Annotated in this window: 12 protein-coding genes and 1 pseudogene; 5 read left to right on the top strand and 8 right to left on the bottom strand. The window is 63.9% G+C overall.

The window, feature by feature from the left end:
• Nucleotides 1–35 precede the first annotated feature (35 nt).
• Complete coding sequence (locus tag QFZ69_RS01085) at nucleotides 36–989, top strand: GlxA family transcriptional regulator (RefSeq protein ID WP_306914984.1); 954 nt, start codon at nucleotides 36–38, stop codon at nucleotides 987–989.
• 937 nt (nucleotides 990–1926) lie between these two features.
• On the opposite strand, the gene QFZ69_RS01090 is transcribed toward QFZ69_RS01085, so the two are convergent.
• The 8 genes and pseudogenes from QFZ69_RS01090 to QFZ69_RS01120 form a co-directional block, all read right to left on the bottom strand.
• Nucleotides 1927–2175: a hypothetical protein gene (locus QFZ69_RS01090; RefSeq protein ID WP_306914986.1), complete on the bottom strand. Its 249-nt coding sequence runs from the start codon at nucleotides 2173–2175 to the stop codon at nucleotides 1927–1929.
• Nucleotides 2176–2801: 626 nt separating this feature from the next.
• On the bottom strand, nucleotides 2802–3314 hold the full coding sequence (locus QFZ69_RS23200; protein ID WP_373461923.1) for a 5-deoxy-glucuronate isomerase: 513 nt from the start codon (nucleotides 3312–3314) through the stop codon (nucleotides 2802–2804).
• 103 nt (nucleotides 3315–3417) lie between these two features.
• Nucleotides 3418–3594, bottom strand: a pseudogene (locus QFZ69_RS23205) (5-deoxy-glucuronate isomerase); the annotation flags it as partial.
• A 257-nt stretch (nucleotides 3595–3851) separates the two neighbouring features.
• Complete coding sequence (gene tkt, locus QFZ69_RS01100) at nucleotides 3852–5885, bottom strand: transketolase (protein WP_306914988.1); 2034 nt, start codon at nucleotides 5883–5885, stop codon at nucleotides 3852–3854.
• Between the two features lie 50 nt (nucleotides 5886–5935).
• Nucleotides 5936–6772 carry a carbohydrate ABC transporter permease gene (locus QFZ69_RS01105; protein WP_306914990.1) on the bottom strand — a complete coding sequence of 279 codons (837 nt, stop codon included), beginning with the start codon at nucleotides 6770–6772 and terminating at the stop codon, nucleotides 5936–5938.
• A 77-nt stretch (nucleotides 6773–6849) separates the two neighbouring features.
• Entirely contained in the window at nucleotides 6850–7731 is an 882-nt protein-coding gene (locus tag QFZ69_RS01110) for a carbohydrate ABC transporter permease (protein ID WP_306914992.1), read from the bottom strand.
• A 75-nt stretch (nucleotides 7732–7806) separates the two neighbouring features.
• On the bottom strand, nucleotides 7807–9120 hold the full coding sequence (locus tag QFZ69_RS01115; protein ID WP_306914994.1) for a sugar ABC transporter substrate-binding protein: 1314 nt from the start codon (nucleotides 9118–9120) through the stop codon (nucleotides 7807–7809).
• 101 nt (nucleotides 9121–9221) lie between these two features.
• Nucleotides 9222–10211: a LacI family DNA-binding transcriptional regulator gene (locus QFZ69_RS01120; RefSeq protein WP_306914996.1), complete on the bottom strand. Its 990-nt coding sequence runs from the start codon at nucleotides 10209–10211 to the stop codon at nucleotides 9222–9224.
• A 361-nt stretch (nucleotides 10212–10572) separates the two neighbouring features.
• Here QFZ69_RS01120 and QFZ69_RS01125 point away from each other — a divergent pair, with 361 nt between their 5' ends.
• From QFZ69_RS01125 to QFZ69_RS01140, 4 genes are all read left to right on the top strand, one after another.
• Entirely contained in the window at nucleotides 10573–11898 is a 1326-nt protein-coding gene (locus QFZ69_RS01125) for an MFS transporter (protein ID WP_306914998.1), read from the top strand.
• Nucleotides 11895–12905: an L-idonate 5-dehydrogenase gene (locus QFZ69_RS01130; RefSeq protein WP_306915000.1), complete on the top strand. Its 1011-nt coding sequence runs from the start codon at nucleotides 11895–11897 to the stop codon at nucleotides 12903–12905. The genes QFZ69_RS01125 and QFZ69_RS01130 overlap by 4 nt, the downstream gene beginning before the upstream one ends.
• Before the next feature lie 204 nt (nucleotides 12906–13109).
• Entirely contained in the window at nucleotides 13110–14849 is a 1740-nt protein-coding gene (locus QFZ69_RS01135) for an ABC transporter ATP-binding protein (RefSeq protein ID WP_306915002.1), read from the top strand.
• Nucleotides 14846–16873: an ABC transporter ATP-binding protein gene (locus QFZ69_RS01140; RefSeq protein ID WP_306915004.1), complete on the top strand. Its 2028-nt coding sequence runs from the start codon at nucleotides 14846–14848 to the stop codon at nucleotides 16871–16873. Before QFZ69_RS01135 ends, QFZ69_RS01140 begins: the two co-directional genes overlap by 4 nt.
• The last annotated feature ends 608 nt before the right edge of the window (nucleotides 16874–17481 follow it).

Raw genomic sequence — 17481 nt, forward strand, 5'->3', positions numbered from 1 at the left:
TGCATACCTGGTGCCTTAGTGAGTACAGTGGCCCTATGCACCGAGTCGTCGCGCTGGCACTACCGGATGTGGTCGCTTTCGACCTTGCCATTCCAGCGCAGGTTTTCGGCCACGAGGATGAACGGGGACGGTACTCCTTCCGGGTCTGCGCAGCCCAGCCTGGCCTGGTGCCGACGACCTCCGGGTATTCCATCCACGCCCTCGATGGCCTGGACGCCCTTCTGTCCGCGGATACTGTCGTGGTGCCCGGCTACGCACCGCTCAACGATCCGCCCGCCGAGGTCTGCGAGGCTCTGCGTCAGGCAGCGGCCAACGGAGCCCGCGTGGTGTCGGTGTGCACAGGCGCCTTCGCTCTCGCTGCTGCAGGTCTCTTGGACGGCAAGCGGGCAACCACCCATTGGAGAAACGCCGAACGCCTTCAAACCCTGTACCCGGGCGTCGCCGTCGACGCAGACGTCCTGTACATAGACCAAGGCCGCGTCAGCACCAGCGCCGGGGTCGCGGCAGGCATAGACCTATGTCTGCACCTGGTCCGCAAGGACTATGGAACCGAGGCAGCTAACAGCATTGCACGACGGATGGTAGCGGCCCCGCACCGGGAAGGGGGCCAAGTCCAGTTCATGGAACGTGCGGTCGCCGCACCCTTGGCCCTCTTCGCCGACACCTGCGCCTGGGCCAGGCAGAACCTGGCTGAACCGCTCACAGTGATCGAGATGGCCGCCCACGCCGGCTGGGCACCCAGGAGCTTCACTCGGAAATTTACGGCCGAAGCAGGAATGACACCTTTGAGGTGGCTGAACGATCAACGCATAGCCGAAGCATGCCGGCTCCTGGAAACCACTGACCTGACGGTGCAGGCGGTTGCCTCCAGGACCGGTCTGGGAACGACAGCAAATTTCCGGCTCCACTTCACCCGCAAACTCAACACCACACCCTCAAGCTACCGCCGCCTCTACCAAGGCAGGAACCGGCAAGCCGCGCCAGCCTAGACCTTCACGGCGTGGCCAACTCTTCAAGCGGAATGAAAGCTCATCTCCGGCCATAGCCGGCCCTGACCGCCTTGCTCACAGCGCTGGCAGGGCGATGGCCGAGGACGACGCCACCGAGCCGCTCCATGGGCTGCAATCCGATAAAGCTGCTCCCAATGCAGCCCTGATCTTGCGGGCGATCTTGCCGATCGTGGCACCCGGGAAAGCAGTTGCGTGTTGCGTTCCGGCGCTCAAATGCTTCATTCAAGGTGTATCGAACTGTGCGCTCGGAGATCAATTGGCGTTCGAACTCGGCAGCTCGGCCAGGCTCTCGCCGCGGCGGAGAAGGACAAGGCGCCTATCACCCGCGATCGACTGATGGAGCACCTCGGCTCACTCACGGAAGCACCGTCCCTGGACGAGACCGTGGCGATCAACCGCGCCGCGCATCACTGACAACCGCCACCGGCTGAACACGCTGCAGCCGCCCCGGACCCTGCTTCGGCCGGGGCGATTCCACATACCTAAAGGCGCCGCGAACGTGCAGCATCCGACCACACATCGGCACGGCCGCACTGCCCCGGCGCGCACCCGGGGCTGCGGGGGCCGGGGCGGCGAGAACGGGCTCTCCACGGAGGCCAGGAAGTCCGTCCAGGGGACCGGACCGGTGCGGACGACGGCGGCCGTGACGGCGGCGACGAAGACAAGGGCGGTGGCCAGCGCGCACCAGAACGGCACGGCCGGCACTCCGCGGCGGCGGCTGCCGCGGCCCGGCAGTGGTCATAGCGTTCAGGATCTTCCGATCAACGGGGAGGGGCTTCCTGAACCGTATGTCCCGCAATGGGCATGTCCTAGCTACGTGCGGGTCACCAACTCAAATTCACCGGAGCTGGGAGGCCTGTCACAGAGGCTTGGTTTCGGAAATCTCCTCGCGCAGCTTCGACCGCCCGGGCCTCGCTCAGCGCGGAACCAGCCCCTCGCCGCCCGGTCCGCGGTGCAGGCCACCAGTTGAGGTTCTGAACAGCCTGACCAGAGACCGGTACAACCCGACCGTCACGACCTTGAGGAGGAGGATGACAAGCTTGACCGTACCGACCAGGAGCAGGAGCAGGCCAAAGCCGATAAGAATCGGCAGGTATAAGAGAAAAGCGCCAAAAATTACCGCGATGTAGCCGGCGGCGTAGGCAATGATGGTGGCGTGGTCCACCGGAATCCCGTCAACAGCCGGATGAATGGCTCCGGATGCCAGCTGCTGATCCCCGTTGCAGCGTCGGTGATGGAACTCCCGGCCGCTGTCGCTGCCGGAAATCCCCGCGTGGGTGGGATGCCGGAGGCCGCTGAAGGTGCTGATGCTGCTCGCCCTTAGGCGGCGGGGTTCCCTGAGGGCTTCGGCCCCCAGGCAGCCTCAGCGACGCTGCATCCCGTCCCGGATCGTTATAGGCCGTGAACTGGTGTCGGTAACCTCTACCGGCCTCCTTGTAGATCCTGACGGGGATGGTTTCGGCGGGTTCGAACGGGCCGATAGGGCGTTTATAGCACCACCCTTCTGGACTGGCAAGAGCAGGTGGAGGCGGGGCTCGGGATGCTCCGGCTCCACGGCAGACTCCCATCAAACGCTGACAGCTCGCGGACGTAAACTGGCGTTCGAATCACTGTGCGGGACACGTGGCTGGGAGTACGGAGGCTCTGGAAACTGCTCGTCGAATACCTGCGGCCGCAGCGGCGGCTGTTGCTCGCCGTCGTCGTCTTCCAGCTGGCGCAGTCCATCGCCTCGCTTTACCTGCCCACCCTGAACGCGGACATCATCGATGAGGGCGTCGCGAAGGGGCCTCATCACCCGCTCCACCAAGGACGAGCCCAAATTCGCCGCGCATGCTGGTCGCCGCGCTGCCAGCCGAGGTCAATCGCCGAAGGGGAGGCGGGGTCTACGTCCTGTCCTGCCCAGGTCTGGCGGATCCAGCCGTGGTGCGGGTCGTCGCTGATCAGCCAGTCGCGGACGGGGCCGGGGCCGTGCCAGCCGTAGGGGACCAGCACGACGTCGCCGCTGCGCACCTCGGCCGCCACGTCGATCGGGCGCTCATCTGAGGCGTAGACACGCTGGTAGCCGATCGCGTCTCCGACGGTTCCTACCGGCGTCCCCGGGGCAATACGGGTTTCGAAGTAGTAGATCTCTTCGAGGCTGGTTTCGCCGTCCTTTTCCTCGTCGTGCTTGTGCGGCGGATAGGACGACCAGTTCCCCGCCGGTGTAAGGACCTCGCAAACGATGAAGCGGTCGGCTTCGAGGGCTGCCGGGGTGCCGAAGTTGTGGACCTGGCGTGAGCAGTTGCCTGCGCCGCGGAGCTCCACTGGGATCTCTGCCGCCGTGATCAGCCGGCTGGGGAATGAGGACTTCGCGGGGGGCGGTAGCAACCGCTACCCGGCCCCCGTCGACAGAACTGGTAGTCACGGCGGTGTCTGTTCCCGTGTACAACACACCACTCGGTCCGCTGAAAACGCTGTTCCTGCCCGCCAGAGGGTACTTCTGGCCCGCCACCGTCACCGTGAAGGATCGGTTGAGCGGGACTATGATGCGCTCCTCACCGGCGGCGGGCAGGTCGACGGCGCCGCCGGCGGCCAGTGTGGTCATCTTCAGCCCTGTGTGTGCCCAGCCGTCCACGGTGAGCGCGGAGTCGGCAGTGCCAATGGACACGTCCCAGCTGCCGTCCGCAGCGGAACCTAACGGATAGACCAGTTGGCCATGTATGTGTCTCCTTTTGATAATGCCAGCGCTCAGCGCTAAGCAAGTGTCATGTCAAGCTAATTGCCGGCGGACGCGGATCCGCGCCGGCGAACAACCCACCATTGCCTACTCTGGCGCCCATGTGCGGTCCGTGGGATTCGTCCCTACACGCCTTCAGTACTGCCCAAACGGGCCAGCAACGCGAGTCCCCGGGAGGCTACGGCGTCGGGTGTGAACCCGAAGTGCTCAAGCAGCTCGGCCGGTTTTCCGGAGGCGCCAAACGTGCTTATGCCGATGATGTCGCCCGAGTCCCCCGCGATTCGGCCCCAGGACTGGGGATGGGCCGCCTCCACAATAAGCCGTGGAGTGCCGGGCGGCAGGATTCGGGACCGGTAGTCTTCCGGCTGTTCGCTGTACGTCTCGAGGGAAGGAATGGAGACTACTTGCACTTCGTACCCTTGGGCCCGGATCAAGGCGGCCGCTTCTACGCACAGCGAGACTTCGCTTCCAGTGGCGGCGAGGACAATGTTGGCATCCGGCCGGGGTTGCAAGGCATATCCGCCTCGGCTGGCGTCTCCAAGCTGCTCGGAGTGGTCAAGCTGGGGAACGGGCATCCGGGACAGGATGAGGGCAGTTGGCCCGGTGGTATTCAGCAGCGCCATTTCCCACGCCAGTTCAGCCTCCTTCCGGTCCGCGGGGCGAAGGACGAGGGTGTTAGGTGTAGCACGGAGCATGGGCAGTGATTCGATGGGCTGGTGGGTGGGCCCATCTTCGCCCACGGAGATGCTGTCGTGAGTGAGCACATGGATGACCTGTAGGCCCTGCAGGGCAGCCATCCGGAGGGCGTTGGCCTCGTAGCTGGCGAACACGAGGAACGTACTGGCGAAAGGAATCAGTCCGCCGTGCAGGGCTATGCCGTTACTGATCGCCCCCATGGCGTGCTCCCGGACTCCGAACGCGATGTTGCGGCCATCGTGACTGTCCGGTCCGTAAACCGGACTCCCCGGAACCACGGTGAAGGTCGCTGCAGCAAGATCGCCCGATCCGCCGACCAAAACGGGCAGATGCCGGGCGACGACGTCCATCACAGCACCTGATGATGCCCGGACGGCTTCCGGCGTTGATGCCACCGGAACGTCGGCCAGAGCCTGAATCGCGCTCTCCGCGTCGATCACAAGTTCCCCGCCGCCGGTGATTTCCACGCCAGCCGCTGTGCGGGCTGCTGCCTGCCAGTCCTCAAAAGCGGCGCGGCCCCGGTCTCCAAACGCCTGCCAGTGCTGCCTCACGATGTCAGGAACATGGAACGGCTCACTCTCGGGCCAGCCCAGGTTTTCCCGGATGGTATCAATGTCGTCAGCCGAGGGCGCGCCGGAATGCGACGAGGGATCGTCCGCGAGCCTGCTCCCAAAACCAATGACGGTCTTGACCTGGATGAGGCTCGGCGCATCGGTGCGTGCCAGACTTTCGCGGATGGCTGCGTCGATGGCCTCCGGCGATTCGCCGTCGACCGGTCCGGTGACGTGCCAGCCGTAGGCGGCAGCTGCCTGGCAGACCGCCGCTGCGTCGTGGACCTGGGCGGCCCGCCCATCGATCACTACATCATTGTCGTCGTACAGGAGGACGAGTTTGCCCAGCTGCAGGCGGCCGGCCAAGGCCATCGCCTCAGTGGCAATCCCCTCCATGAGGTCGCCGTCGGAGACGACTGCAAAGGTTCGGTGGTTGATGAGGTCGCGGCCGGACTGGTTGTATTGCGCGGCCAGCATCGTTTCTGCCATGGCCATGCCCACGGCGTTGGCCACACCCTGGCCGAGTGGACCGGTGGTTGCGTCCACGCCGGCGGTCACTTCGCGCTCGGGATGCCCGGGGGTCCTGGAACCCAGCTGCCGGAAGCCGCGCAAATCCTCGATGGAAAGGTCAAAGCCGGCCAGGTGCAGCGCCCCGTAAAGCATGGCGGAACCGTGGCCCGCAGACAATACAAAGCGGTCGCGGTTGACCCACTCCGGATTTGCCGGATCGGACACGATGTGCCGGTGGAACAGGGTATGGACCATCGGGCTGGCACCCAGGGGGAAGCCGTAATGGCCGGAGCCGGCAGCGGCGACCTGGTCCACAGCGAGTATTCGAATGGTGTTGATGGCCAGGTTGTCGAGCTCACCGGAGACGGCTGTCGAATCAAGGTCGGGCAGGAGGGTGGTCATTGAGGACTCCAGGAGGGGTTTGGCGTGAATGGGGAGGGCGGGGTGCAGCGCTAGCCCTTGGTGGCGCCCGCGGACAGGCCGGCCACCACGTGTTTCTGTACGAATATCGAGATCAGGATGATGGGCAGCGTCATCAGCGTGGCCGCCGCCATCAGTCCGCCCCAGTCGATGCTGGCGTAGGAAATGAAGTCGAACAGGGCCACCGGAAGCGTTTTCGTCCGCGACCCGCCCAGGATCAGGGAAAAGAGCAGCTGGTTCCAGGAGAAGATGAACGCCAGCAGGCCGGCAGTGACAATGCCACCGCGCGCCAGGGGAATGACGATGTGAATAAAGGCGCCGAGGCGGGTGAGGCCGTCCACTTGGGCTGCTTCCTCAAGCTCCACCGAAGATGATTCAAAGAAGCCGATCATGATCCAGACCACCATGGGCAGGGCAATGAGGAGGTGGCTGATGATCAGCGGGATGAAGCCGCCTACCAGGCCTACCTGGGTGAAGATCATGTACCAGGGCACGAGGTAGCAGATGCCAGGCAGCATCCGCACCAACAGGAGGATCACACCGACGCGCTTCATTCCGAACCGGGCAATGGCGTACGCGGCGGGGAGCCCGATGACGAGTGCCAGCGCGGTGGATCCGACCGCTGTGACCAACGAGTTACCGAACGCAGGAAGAAAGCTGCCGCCGCTGAGGACATTCCCGAAATTTTCCAAGGTCGGGCTGAAAAGGAGAGCCTTGGCCGGGTCTGCGACGTCCAGTTTCGATTTGAAAGCCGAAATCAGCATCCAAGCAAGTGGAAAAGCGCAGGCCAGGCAGACCACGACGATGAGTACGGTCCGGATGAGCGAGGCCCTGGCACGCCGGGCCTTGTAGCCGATCTGCGGGCGCACGGCCGCTGCTGGCCGCGGACCAACCGCGGCGGGCGCCGCGTCACTTCGCGGCGGGTGAATCTGATCCCGTGTGGTCGTCAAGACAGGTCACCGACTTTCGAACGGACTTTGGAGACGACCAGTGTGACCGCCAGGACGATGGCAAAGAAGATAATGAGGACGGCTGAGGCGCGTCCGAAGTTTGTGTACTCGAAGGCCTGCATGAAGCCGTAGGTGTTAAGCGTTTCCGTGGCGTTCCCGGGGCCGCCCTTGGTGGTCACATAGATGATGTCGAACGTTTTGAGGGAGTCCACGAGGCGCAGGAGCAAGCCTGCGAACAGTGTCGGGACCATCAGCGGAAGGGTCAGATACTTGAACTGCTGCCAGCTCGATGCACCATCCACCACTGCGGCTTGGTAGGGATCATCCGGAAGCGAGGTCAACCCCGCCAGTGCGATCAGCACGATCATGGGGGTCCATTGCCAGACGTCGATCATCATCAGCAGCCACAGGGCTCCGGAAGCTGAACCAAGGAATTCCTGTTCGGGGATCCCAAAAGCGCCGAGCACTTGATTGCCCAGCCCGATGGTCGGCTCCAGCAGCAGCAGCCAGGCCATGGAGATCGCCACGGGTGTAGCGACGAGCGGCAAGAGAATGATGGTGCGCACGATGCGTTCGCCGCGGAAGCTCTTGCGAAGAATGAGGGCGATGCCGAAGCCAAGCGTGACTTCGGCGGCGACCGTCACGCCGGTGAACAGCAAAGTTCTACCGACGGCGTCCACGAAGCGCGGATCGTTGGTGAAAAGGTTGATGTAGTTTCCCGCGCCCAGCCAGAGGGGTGCCTTGACGGAGCTTCCACTCCATTTGTGGAGACTCATCCATGTCGTATAGATCAGGGGGAACACGAGGAGCAGTGCCGTCAGCACCAGCGCGGGCGCCGTAAACGTCCACTTCATGTTCTTTGATATCCAGTTGAGCACTGTATTTCCTTCCGGGCGGCGCGGAACAGGGTGCGGGCGGCCGGGCTGGCCGGCCACCACCCGCACCTGCGTCAGTTACTTGGTTTGTGCCTCGGACTTTTCGACGTCGATCATGGCCTGAAATTCCTTGGCCGCCGTCTTGGCTGCTGCTTCAACGTCGCCGCCCTGGATGGCTACAACCATGGGGCCGCCGACGACGTCGCGAGCCTCGCCGACCTTGATGAGGCGGGGACGGTCGTACGGCACACCGTTCTTGGCGCCGAATTCAACGGCGTCGATGACTTCCTGGGGGAACTTCTTCGCCGTTTCAGCTGACTTCCAGCCCGACGCGCGGGCACCCATGACGCCTTCGCCCTGGGCCTTGGTGGTCATTTCCTTGCCTGTGGCCCACTGGATGAACTTCCAGGCCGTGCCGCTGTGCTTGGACTTGGCGCTGATGGCCAGTGCCTGCGCCGGCACATTGCTCGGGTGGCCACCGGGGGTGGGTGCGAAGCCGACTTCTGCTGCTGTCAGCTTGGTCTTGGCGGGATCAATGAATTCGGGCCAGCGGTCGTCACCTTCGGTGTACATGGCGGCTTTGCCCTGCTGGAAGAGTGCGCTGCATTCAGCCCAGGACATGTTCAGCACACCTGGAGGGCCGTAGTTGCGGAGCAGGTCGCCGTAGTACTTGTAGGCCTCGACGGCCTCCTTGCTGTCGATGGCAGCCGCACCGTAGACCTCGCCGTCCTTGGTCCAGTCGGCATCGTGGCCGTACATGTAGGAGGCCAGCGCCGTCACCGCCTGGGCGCGCTGCCCGCGGCTGCAGATGCCGTACGTTTCGTCCTTCGTGAGCACCTTGGCCGCGTTCATCAGTTCGTCGTAGGTGGTGGGGACGCTGAGACCGGCAGCCTTGAAGAGGTCCTTTCGGTAGAAGAGCATCTGGCGGGCCGTGGCCACAGGAACGGCGTTGATGACGCCCTCCTCATCGGTGACGGCTGCACGGGTAGCCGGCTGGAAATCCTCCCAGTCGAAGACCTTGTCCGCCTTCACCTTGTCCGTAAGGTCCATCAACCAGCCATTGGTGACGAACTGCCGGTGGTCCTGCAGCGGGCGGTACATGATGACGTCCGTGTCACTGCTGCCCGACCCGAACTCCACCTTGACCTGGTTGGAAACCTGGTCCTCGTTCAAGATGGTGACCTCCACCTTGACTTTGTTGTCCGCCTCAAAGTCAGCTAGGTCCTTCTGTATGACAGTGGTCCACTGATGGGGCGACAGAAGCACGCGGATGTTGCCGCCGTCAGACTCGGCCGGGCCTGCAGCGGCACCGCCGCCGGAACCGCAAGCCGTGAGGCCGATGGCTGCCGCCACCGTCATTCCGACGACAGAAGCTATTTTGGGAAACTTCACTGTATCCTCCGTTTTTGAGTGATTTGGGCATGACCGATCGACGTGCGGCCTGACGTCCGCAAGTTGGTGGGGCTTGGCTGCTGGGCTTGGGCCGGCCGGGCCTAGCGGGGCTGACCCGGAGCCGAGATGGAACCTCGGATGATGAGCCGTGCCTGCAAGCTGACGGCTGAAGGGACAGCGTCGGGATTTTGGAGTCGGTTAGTAAGCAGATCGACAGCTGTTCTGCCGAGTGACAAATGTGAAACGGCGATGGACGTCAGCGAAGGCGTGGACATCTGTGCAAAAGCGACATCGTCACAGCCCACGACGCTCATGTCAGTTGGGACCGCGACACCGCGGCTTTGCAGCCGAGACATCATGCCGATGGCCATCATGTCGTTGTAGCAAATAGTTGCAGTGGCACCTGTGGCGATCGCCCGGTCCGCCGCGGTGTGCCCGCCCTCGTGATCTGGAGAAAAATTCCCCACATCAACAACTTCTACTCCGAGATCACCGGAGGCTGCCAGCAGTCCGTCCATGCGCTGTGACCCGGAGATGGAAGTTCTCCAACCACTTGCATAGGCGATCCGGGAATGCCCCAAGGCTGCCAATTGGGCAACGGCCTGGTAGTAGCCGTCCTTTAGGTCTCCGCTGACGGATGCCGCGCCGGGATGCTCCCTGTTGACGAGGACAACTTGCTGACTCCGCACGATGGAGTCGAGCTCTCCGTCAGTCATTCGCGGTGAACAGAGAATCAGGCCGTCAACCTGCGCGGCCAGGCGCGTGATCATCGCACACTCGTTGGGCTGATCCTCATCCGTATCCAGTATGAGTACCGACACGTCGTGCTTGCGGGAGCGCTCCAGGATGGCTTTTGCGACTCCCACCAAGTACGGATTCGACAGATCGGGCAAGGCCAAGCCAATGTTGATAGTTGACCCGCCACTGAAGCTGCGGCCACCGGAATTGGGTGCGTACCCGAGAGAGGCAGCAGCCTCCATGACCTTGTCCCGCGTCCGCTGGTTCACGTATTCGGCTCCCGCCAAGGCCCGGGAGACGGTGGACAGTGAGACGCCGGCGCGCTCGGCCACCGCCTTGGCTGTAGTTGCCATGATCTCCCCAACTCTTCAATGAGCCACAGCTTTATTAGCTGTGTACGCCCATTGAATACGCGCTGCAACTGCCTGTCAACACTTTCAGAAAATGGCTTCAGAAATTGCATGAATTTGCAGCCTATGCCGGGTGAAAGGTCCCACACGGAGGCGCGGCAATCGAAGGTCGAGGACCCTCAGCTTTTGTAACTTTGTCTCATTGTCTATACAAAGTTTGACAGCTCGGGCTCCTGGCCTGCAGAGTGTCTTCGGTCACAGACGCCTGCACGGTTCCACCGACGGAACGGCGCGTCGTCTTTACGCCGATTCAACGAAGATGACGAGCGGGCCCATTGGCGGGCCTTGGAGTAAAGGGGAAACCTTGACGGGAACGGTACAGGTCGACCGCACAAAGCGGTCTACCAGTGATCTGGTTCGAGCAGCAGTCTCGGGCTGGCTGGGCACTGCGATGGAGTACATGGATTTCCAGCTCTATTCGTTGGCCGCGGCCATTATTTTCAACCGCATTTTCTTTCCCAACTTCGATGCGGTGGTCGGAATGCTGGTCGCCTTCCTGACCTACGCCGTCGGTTTCCTCGCGAGGCCGCTGGGCGCGTGGTACTTCGGGCGTATGGGCGACAGGCTGGGTCGTAAGAAAGTCCTGGTCACGACCATCATGCTGATGGGTGTCTCCACCATGTTCATCGGCTTCCTGCCGACGTACGAGCAGATCGGCGTAGCCGCGCCGTTGCTGCTCGTCGTCCTGCGGCTGGCCCAGGGCTTTGGAGCCGGCGCAGAGCTTTCCGGCGCATCCGTGATGCTTGCCGAATATGCTCCGCCGCGGCGCCGCGGCTTGGTTGCCTCCTTTGTCTGCCTGGGCACGAACTCGGGAACACTCCTCGCATCCGGCCTCTGGGTTCTGCTTATGATGCTGCCCGAAGAAGCGCTGTTCTCCTGGGGATGGCGCGTTCCGTTCATCCTGAGTATCGGCATCACGATCTACGCCCTGTGGATGCGCCGCAACCTCAAGGAGAGCCCGGTCTTCGAGGCATCCCGCCCGGACGTGGCAGATGTTGAAACGACTCTTCAGCTGGCCACGCGTCGCAAGGGCAAGGCCTTCGTCCTGGCCATGTGCCTCCGCATCGGCGAGAGCGGCAACTCTGCGATCATCCAAACCTTCCTCGTGGGCTACTTGGTCTCCGGGCTGAAGATGGACAGAGGAGTGGGAACGCTCGCCATCCTCATCGGTTCCTTTATCGGATTCCTGACGGTCCCCTTGTTCGGCTGGCTGTCGGACCGTGTGGGACGGCGCACCATGTACCGCACACTTTCAGGCTTCCAACTTCTCTTCGCCGTTCCCGCAATGCTCATGATCCAGTCCAAGGACCCGTTCCTGGTCAGCACCGCGATCATTATTGGACTGTCGATTTCCGTGCTGGGAATGTTCTCAGTGCAATCGGCCTATGTGAACGAACTTTTTGGATCGAGGAGCCGTTACACCAAGCTGGCCTTGGCCAAGGAAATCGGGGGCGTCCTCTCCGGCGGACTGGCTCCGCTGGCGGCCGGAGCATTGCTGGTCGCTTTCAGCAATTCCTGGTGGCCGATCGCCGGTCTGATGATGCTGTATTCCGCGATTGCCTTCGTAGCCACCTTCTTCGCTCCTGAAACCAATGACCGGGACCTCACGCTGGTGGAGGACGCAGTATGAAAGCCGTCGTCGTACACGGGAAGGGCGACCTGAGGGTAGAGGAGCGTCCCGACCCGCTTTGCCCTCCGGACGCTGTGATCGTTGATATTGAGTATGGCGGCATCTGCGGCTCGGATATTCACTACGTTCTGCATGGGGCCACCGGCCTGAGCAAAGTTAAGCAGCCGATGATCCTGGGCCACGAAGTGGCGGGCCGGATCCGGACCCTCGGCGCCGACGTCTCGGGGCTTCGCGAGGGCGAGGTCGTGACGATCCACCCCGCGACGACGTGCGGAGCATGCACGGCATGCCTTGCCGGCCGGAGTAACCTCTGCGGGCACGTCAGCTACTACGGAAGTGCTGCTCATTTCCCGCACACGGAAGGAGCGTTCGCGAGCCAAAAGGTCGTGGCGGCCGACCAGATTCGCGTGGCACCGCCGGGTGTCAGCACCCGCCATGCGGCCGTAGCCGAGCCGCTTGCTGTTGCGATTCATGCCGTGAGGCGTGCAGGAACCCTCGAAGGTAAGACGGTCCTCGTCAATGGCGCCGGTCCCATTGGATCCTTGGTAATTGCTGCCGCCCGTCTCGCCGGGGCAGCAATCATCCACGCTAGCGACGTGGCGGAATCTTCACTCGCCGTCGCCAGGGCCATGGGCGCCGATACGGTAGTCAACGCACGGAACGAGGCACTTCCCGAGGCGGATGTGGCTTTCGAGGCCTCCGGCATCCCTGGCGTGCTGGGCGGCGTGCTATCTGCTGTCCGCCGGGGAGGCATCGTGGTTCAGGTAGGGAACCTGCCCGCCGGTCCCGTGTCAGTCGAACTCGCGGCCTTGGTATCACGCGAGATCGACTACCGCGGAACCTACCGTTTTGAGGACGAGATAAGCACCGCCTTGGACTATCTCGCCGACGGGCTGGATGTGGAACCGGTGCTGTCGCATACGTTCGACGCTGATGACGCCGCGGAGGCCTTTCGCACCGCATCGGACCGAGGCACAGGGTCGTCAAAAGTCCTGCTGAAGTTCTGATTCCAGCCTGCACCCTGCCTGCTCAGAGACAGGGTGCAGGCCCGTGGTTACTGCTTCCTCTATGGCACCTCACCAGGGAGCGGGGTGGGGGGCACCGGCCTCGGGGACCCTCCCAGCTCAAGGCAAATTCCCAGCACCGCTGACAACCAGCGGACGTAAACTGACGTTCGGACCACTTCGGGTGGCACCGGGCTGGGAGTACGGATGCTCTGGAAACTGCTCGTCGAATACCTGCGGCCGCAGCGGCGGCTGCTGCTCGCCGTCGTCGTCTTCCAGCTGGCGCAGTCCATCGCCTCGCTGTACCTGCCCACCCTGAACGCGGACATCATCGATGAGGGCGTCGCGAAGGGCAACACGGAATACATCCTGGCCACCGGCGGCGTGATGCTGCTGGTCACGCTGCTGCAGATCGCCTGCACCATCGCCGCGGTGTACTTCGGTGCCAAGGCCGCGATGGGAATGGGGCGGGACTTGCGCGGATCCATCTTCGGCCGGGTGGTGGAGTTCTCCGAGCAGGAGGTCACCCGCTTCGGCGCCCCCAGCCTCATCACCCGTTCCACCAACGATGTCCAGCAGGTCCAGCAGCTGGTGCTGATGTCCGCCACCATGATGGTCGCGGCGCCCATGCTCAGCATCGGCGGGGTGATCATGGCTATCCGGCAGGACGTGCAGCTGTCCTGGCTGATCGCCGTCAGCGTGCCCGTGCTGCTGATCGGGATCGCGCTGATCATCAGCCGGATGGTCCCGCTGTTCCGGCTGATGCAGACGCGGATCGATACGGTCAACCGGGTGCTGCGCGAACAGCTCACCGGCATCCGCGTGGTGCGCGCCTTCGTCCGGGAGGAGCTGGAGACCGCCCGCTTCGGCAAGGCCAACGAGGACGTCACGGACACGGCCCTGCGCGCCGGCCGGCTGATGGCGCTTGCGTTCCCGGTGGTGATGCTGGTGCTGAACGTCTCCAGCGTGGCGGTGATCTGGTTCGGCGCGTTCCGGATCGAGGACGGCTCCATGCAGGTGGGCACCCTGGTCGCGTTCCTCAGCTACCTTCTGCAGATCCTGATGTCCGTCATGATGGCCACCTTCATGGCGATCATGATCCCGCGCGCCTCGGTCTCGGCGGACCGGATCGGCGAGGTCCTCGGCACCGAGTCCAGCGTCCGGCCACCGGAGCACCCGGTCGGCTTTTCCGGCCGCACCGGCCGGGGCGAGCTGGAAATGTGCGACGTCGGCTTCGCCTACCCGGGTGCCGAGGCCCCGGTCCTGAGCGGGATCAGCCTCACCGCCCGCGCGGGGCAGACGACGGCGATCATCGGCAGCACCGGCTCCGGCAAGACCACCCTGGTGAACCTGATGCCGCGGCTTTTCGATGTGACGGCCGGCTCGGTGCGGATCGACGGCGTCGACGTCCGCGAACTGCACCCGGACCTGCTCTGGGGGCACATCGGCCTGGTCCCGCAGCGGCCCTACCTGTTCACCGGAACGGTCCGCAGCAACCTGCTCTACGGCAAACCCGACGCGAGCGAGGACGAACTCTGGCGGGCGCTCGGGATTGCGCAGGCGGAGGACTTTGTCCGGGAGATGGAGGGCGGGCTGGATGCGCCGATCTCGCAGGGCGGAACCAACGTCTCCGGCGGGCAGCGGCAGCGGATCGCGATCGCCCGGGCGCTGGTGAAACGGCCCGAGCTCTACATTTTTGACGACTCGTTCTCCTCGCTGGACACGGCCACTGACGCCCGGCTCCGGCAGGCCCTCAAGCAGCACACCGCCGGTGCCACCCTGGTGATCATCGCCCAGCGGGTCTCCAGCATCCTCGACGCCGAGCAAATCCTGGTGCTCGACGACGGCCGGATCGTCGGGCAGGGTACGCACGGAGAGCTGCTGGAGACGTCGGCGACGTACCAGGAGATTGTGAGTTCCCAGCTCGCGGCGGAGGAGGCGGCATGAGGGCGCCGAACCGCACGACGCCGGTGGCGCCGGGCGGCTCCAAGCCCGGCGGGGCGCCCGGTGCGGCGCCCGCCGTCGTACGGATTCCGCGGCCTGCCGGCGGACCAGGCCGCGGAGGACCCTTCGCCGGGATGAACATCCCCGCGGAGAAGGCGATGAACTTCGGGCCCTCGGCCAAGCGGCTGCTGGGCCAGCTGCGTCCGGAGCGGCTGTGGCTGGTGCTGGTCCTGGTGCTCGCCGTCGTGAGTGTGGCGTTCTCGGTGATCGGGCCGCGGCTGCTCGGCGAGGGCACCAACCTGATCTTCGCCGGCGTCGTGTCCAAGGAGCTGCCGCCCGGGGTGGGCAAGGCGGAGCTGCTTGCGCAGCTGCGCGCGGCGGGGGAGAACCAAAAGGCGGAGATGCTCAGCGCGATGGCGCTGACGCCCGGGACCGGGATCGACTTCACCGCACTGTCCGCCGTGCTGCTCTGGGCGCTGGCGCTGTATGTGCTGGCCTCCGCGTTCGGCTGGGTGCAGGCGTACGTGCTCAACGGCGTCGTGCAGCGCACCGTGTACCGGCTGCGGGAGCGGATCGAGGCGAAGATCAACCGACTGCCGCTGCGCTACTTCGACTCGATCCAGCGCGGCGAGCTGCTCAGCCGGGTGACGAACGACGTCGACAACATCTCGCAGAGCCTGCAACAGTCGCTCAGCCAGGCGGTGACCTCGCTGCTGACCGTCGCGGGGGTGCTGCTGATGATGGTTCTCCTCTCGCCCACGCTGGCGCTGATTGCGCTGGTGACCATTCCGCTGACGCTCGTGACCACGGCCATGATCGCCAAGCGCTCGCAGAAGCTGTTCGTGGCGCTGTGGAAGCACACCGGGGAGCTGAACGGGCAGATCGAGGAGACCTACACCGGGCATGCGCTGGTGAAGGTCTTCGGCCGGCAGCGGGAGGTGGAGGAGCGGTTCCGGCAGAAGAACGCCGAGCTGTACCAGGCCAGTTTCGGCGCGCAGTTCATTTCCGGGCTGATCATGCCGGCCATGACGTTCATCGGGAACCTGGTCTATGTGGGCATCGCGGTGGTGGGCGGGCTGCAGGTGGCAACAGGTGCGATGCAGCTGGGGGATGTGCAGGCGTTCATCCAGTACTCGCGGCAGTTCACCCAGCCGCTGGCCCAGCTCGGGGCGATGGCGAACCTGCTGCAGTCCGGGGTGGCGTCGGCGGAGCGGGTGTTCGAGCTGCTGGACACCGATGAGCAGTCGCCGGATCCTGAGCCTGGTGTTGCTCCTGCCGGTGGGCGGGGGCGGCTGGTGTTCGAGGACGTGTCGTTCTCGTATTCGCCGGACAAGCCGCTGATTTCGGACCTGAGCCTGGTGGCCGAACCGGGGCAGACGGTGGCGATCGTGGGTCCCACCGGGGCGGGCAAGACCACGCTCGTGAACCTGATGATGCGCTTCTACGAGATCGACGCCGGCCGGATCACGCTCGACGGCGTGGACGTCACCGCGATGACCCGCAACGAGCTGCGCTCGCGGATGGGCATGGTGCTGCAGGACACGTGGCTGTTCGGCGGCAGCATCCGCGACAACATCGCCTACGGCATGCCCTCGGCATCCGAGGACGAGATCCTGGAGGCCGCCCGGGCGACGCACGTGGACCGGTTCGTCAGGTCTCTGCCGGAGGGCTACGACACCGTGCTCGACGACGAGGGCGGCAACGTGTCCGCCGGCGAGAAGCAGCTCCTGACCATTGCCCGGGCGTTCCTGGCCCGGCCGTCTGTGCTGATCTTGGACGAGGCGACGAGTTCGGTGGACACCCGGACGGAGGTGCTGGTGCAGAAAGCGATGAGCGCGCTGCGCTCCGACCGGACCAGCTTCGTGATCGCGCACCGGCTCTCCACCATCCGCGACGCCGACCTCATCCTGGTGATGGAGGCCGGCCAGATCGTGGAGCAGGGGACGCATGCGGAGTTGCTGGCTGCGGGCGGGGCGTACGCGGCGCTGTACGCGGCGCAGTTCGCGGCTCCGGTTGCGGAGGTATAGCGGGAATCTTAGGTCATAGGTTCTGATCGAATCAGTCTGTCGGCTTGGCTGAGGTCTAGTACGATCCCTTCCGAGATTTGATCACGGATCGACTGCGGGACGTCGTTGTCAACGGCAATTATTTGCAATCTACCCTCGTATTCATCCGACACGTCGATGAGTAACTCGTACATATCCCTAACTCGATCGTGGTCGAAACCGTCTCTGCCTGCATTAGCAGAAATTCCGTCCAGAACGAGAAGCCCAGGCAGCGGCAAGCTGCGGTCGATCGCTACCGTGTGGTGCGCGAGCGCATGGGCGACGTTCATGAGCGTTTTCAGTCCCTGGCTGGAGAGCTCATCGAATGATCGCCCGCTTATTTCTGGTAAGAAAGTGCTTCGATTCAATCTGACGCTGAGAAGGTCGCCTAGTTGTGGAATGTGCAATCTTTCCAAATACTCCAGCGTTCTTCTTTCCAAGGCCTCCAGGTTTTGATCCGCATGGCTATGACTTATCTGTCGCCGTTCGATGGCACGGCGTCCGCCTCGGCACTCATGAGCGCATTGATAAACGTGGTCAGCATCGAGGCATCAGGTCAGGGCTGGCCTGCTCGAGTTGTTCGGGCAGGA

It is taken from the genome of Arthrobacter sp. V1I7, from assembly GCF_030817015.1.
Taxonomy (GTDB): domain Bacteria; phylum Actinomycetota; class Actinomycetes; order Actinomycetales; family Micrococcaceae; genus Arthrobacter.

Excerpts from the sequence above, each read along its gene's own strand:
- QFZ69_RS01120 (WP_306914996.1), bottom strand. The coding sequence starts at position 10,211 with ATGGCAACTACAGCCAAGGCGGTGGCCGAGCGCGCCGGCGTCTCACTG.
- QFZ69_RS01135 (WP_306915002.1), top strand. The coding sequence starts at position 13,110 with ATGCTCTGGAAACTGCTCGTCGAATACCTGCGGCCGCAGCGGCGGCTG.
- QFZ69_RS01130 (WP_306915000.1), top strand. The coding sequence starts at position 11,895 with ATGAAAGCCGTCGTCGTACACGGGAAGGGCGACCTGAGGGTAGAGGAG.
- QFZ69_RS01140 (WP_306915004.1), top strand. The coding sequence starts at position 14,846 with ATGAGGGCGCCGAACCGCACGACGCCGGTGGCGCCGGGCGGCTCCAAG.
- tkt (WP_306914988.1), bottom strand. The coding sequence starts at position 5,885 with ATGACCACCCTCCTGCCCGACCTTGATTCGACAGCCGTCTCCGGTGAG.
- QFZ69_RS01085 (WP_306914984.1), top strand. The coding sequence starts at position 36 with ATGCACCGAGTCGTCGCGCTGGCACTACCGGATGTGGTCGCTTTCGAC.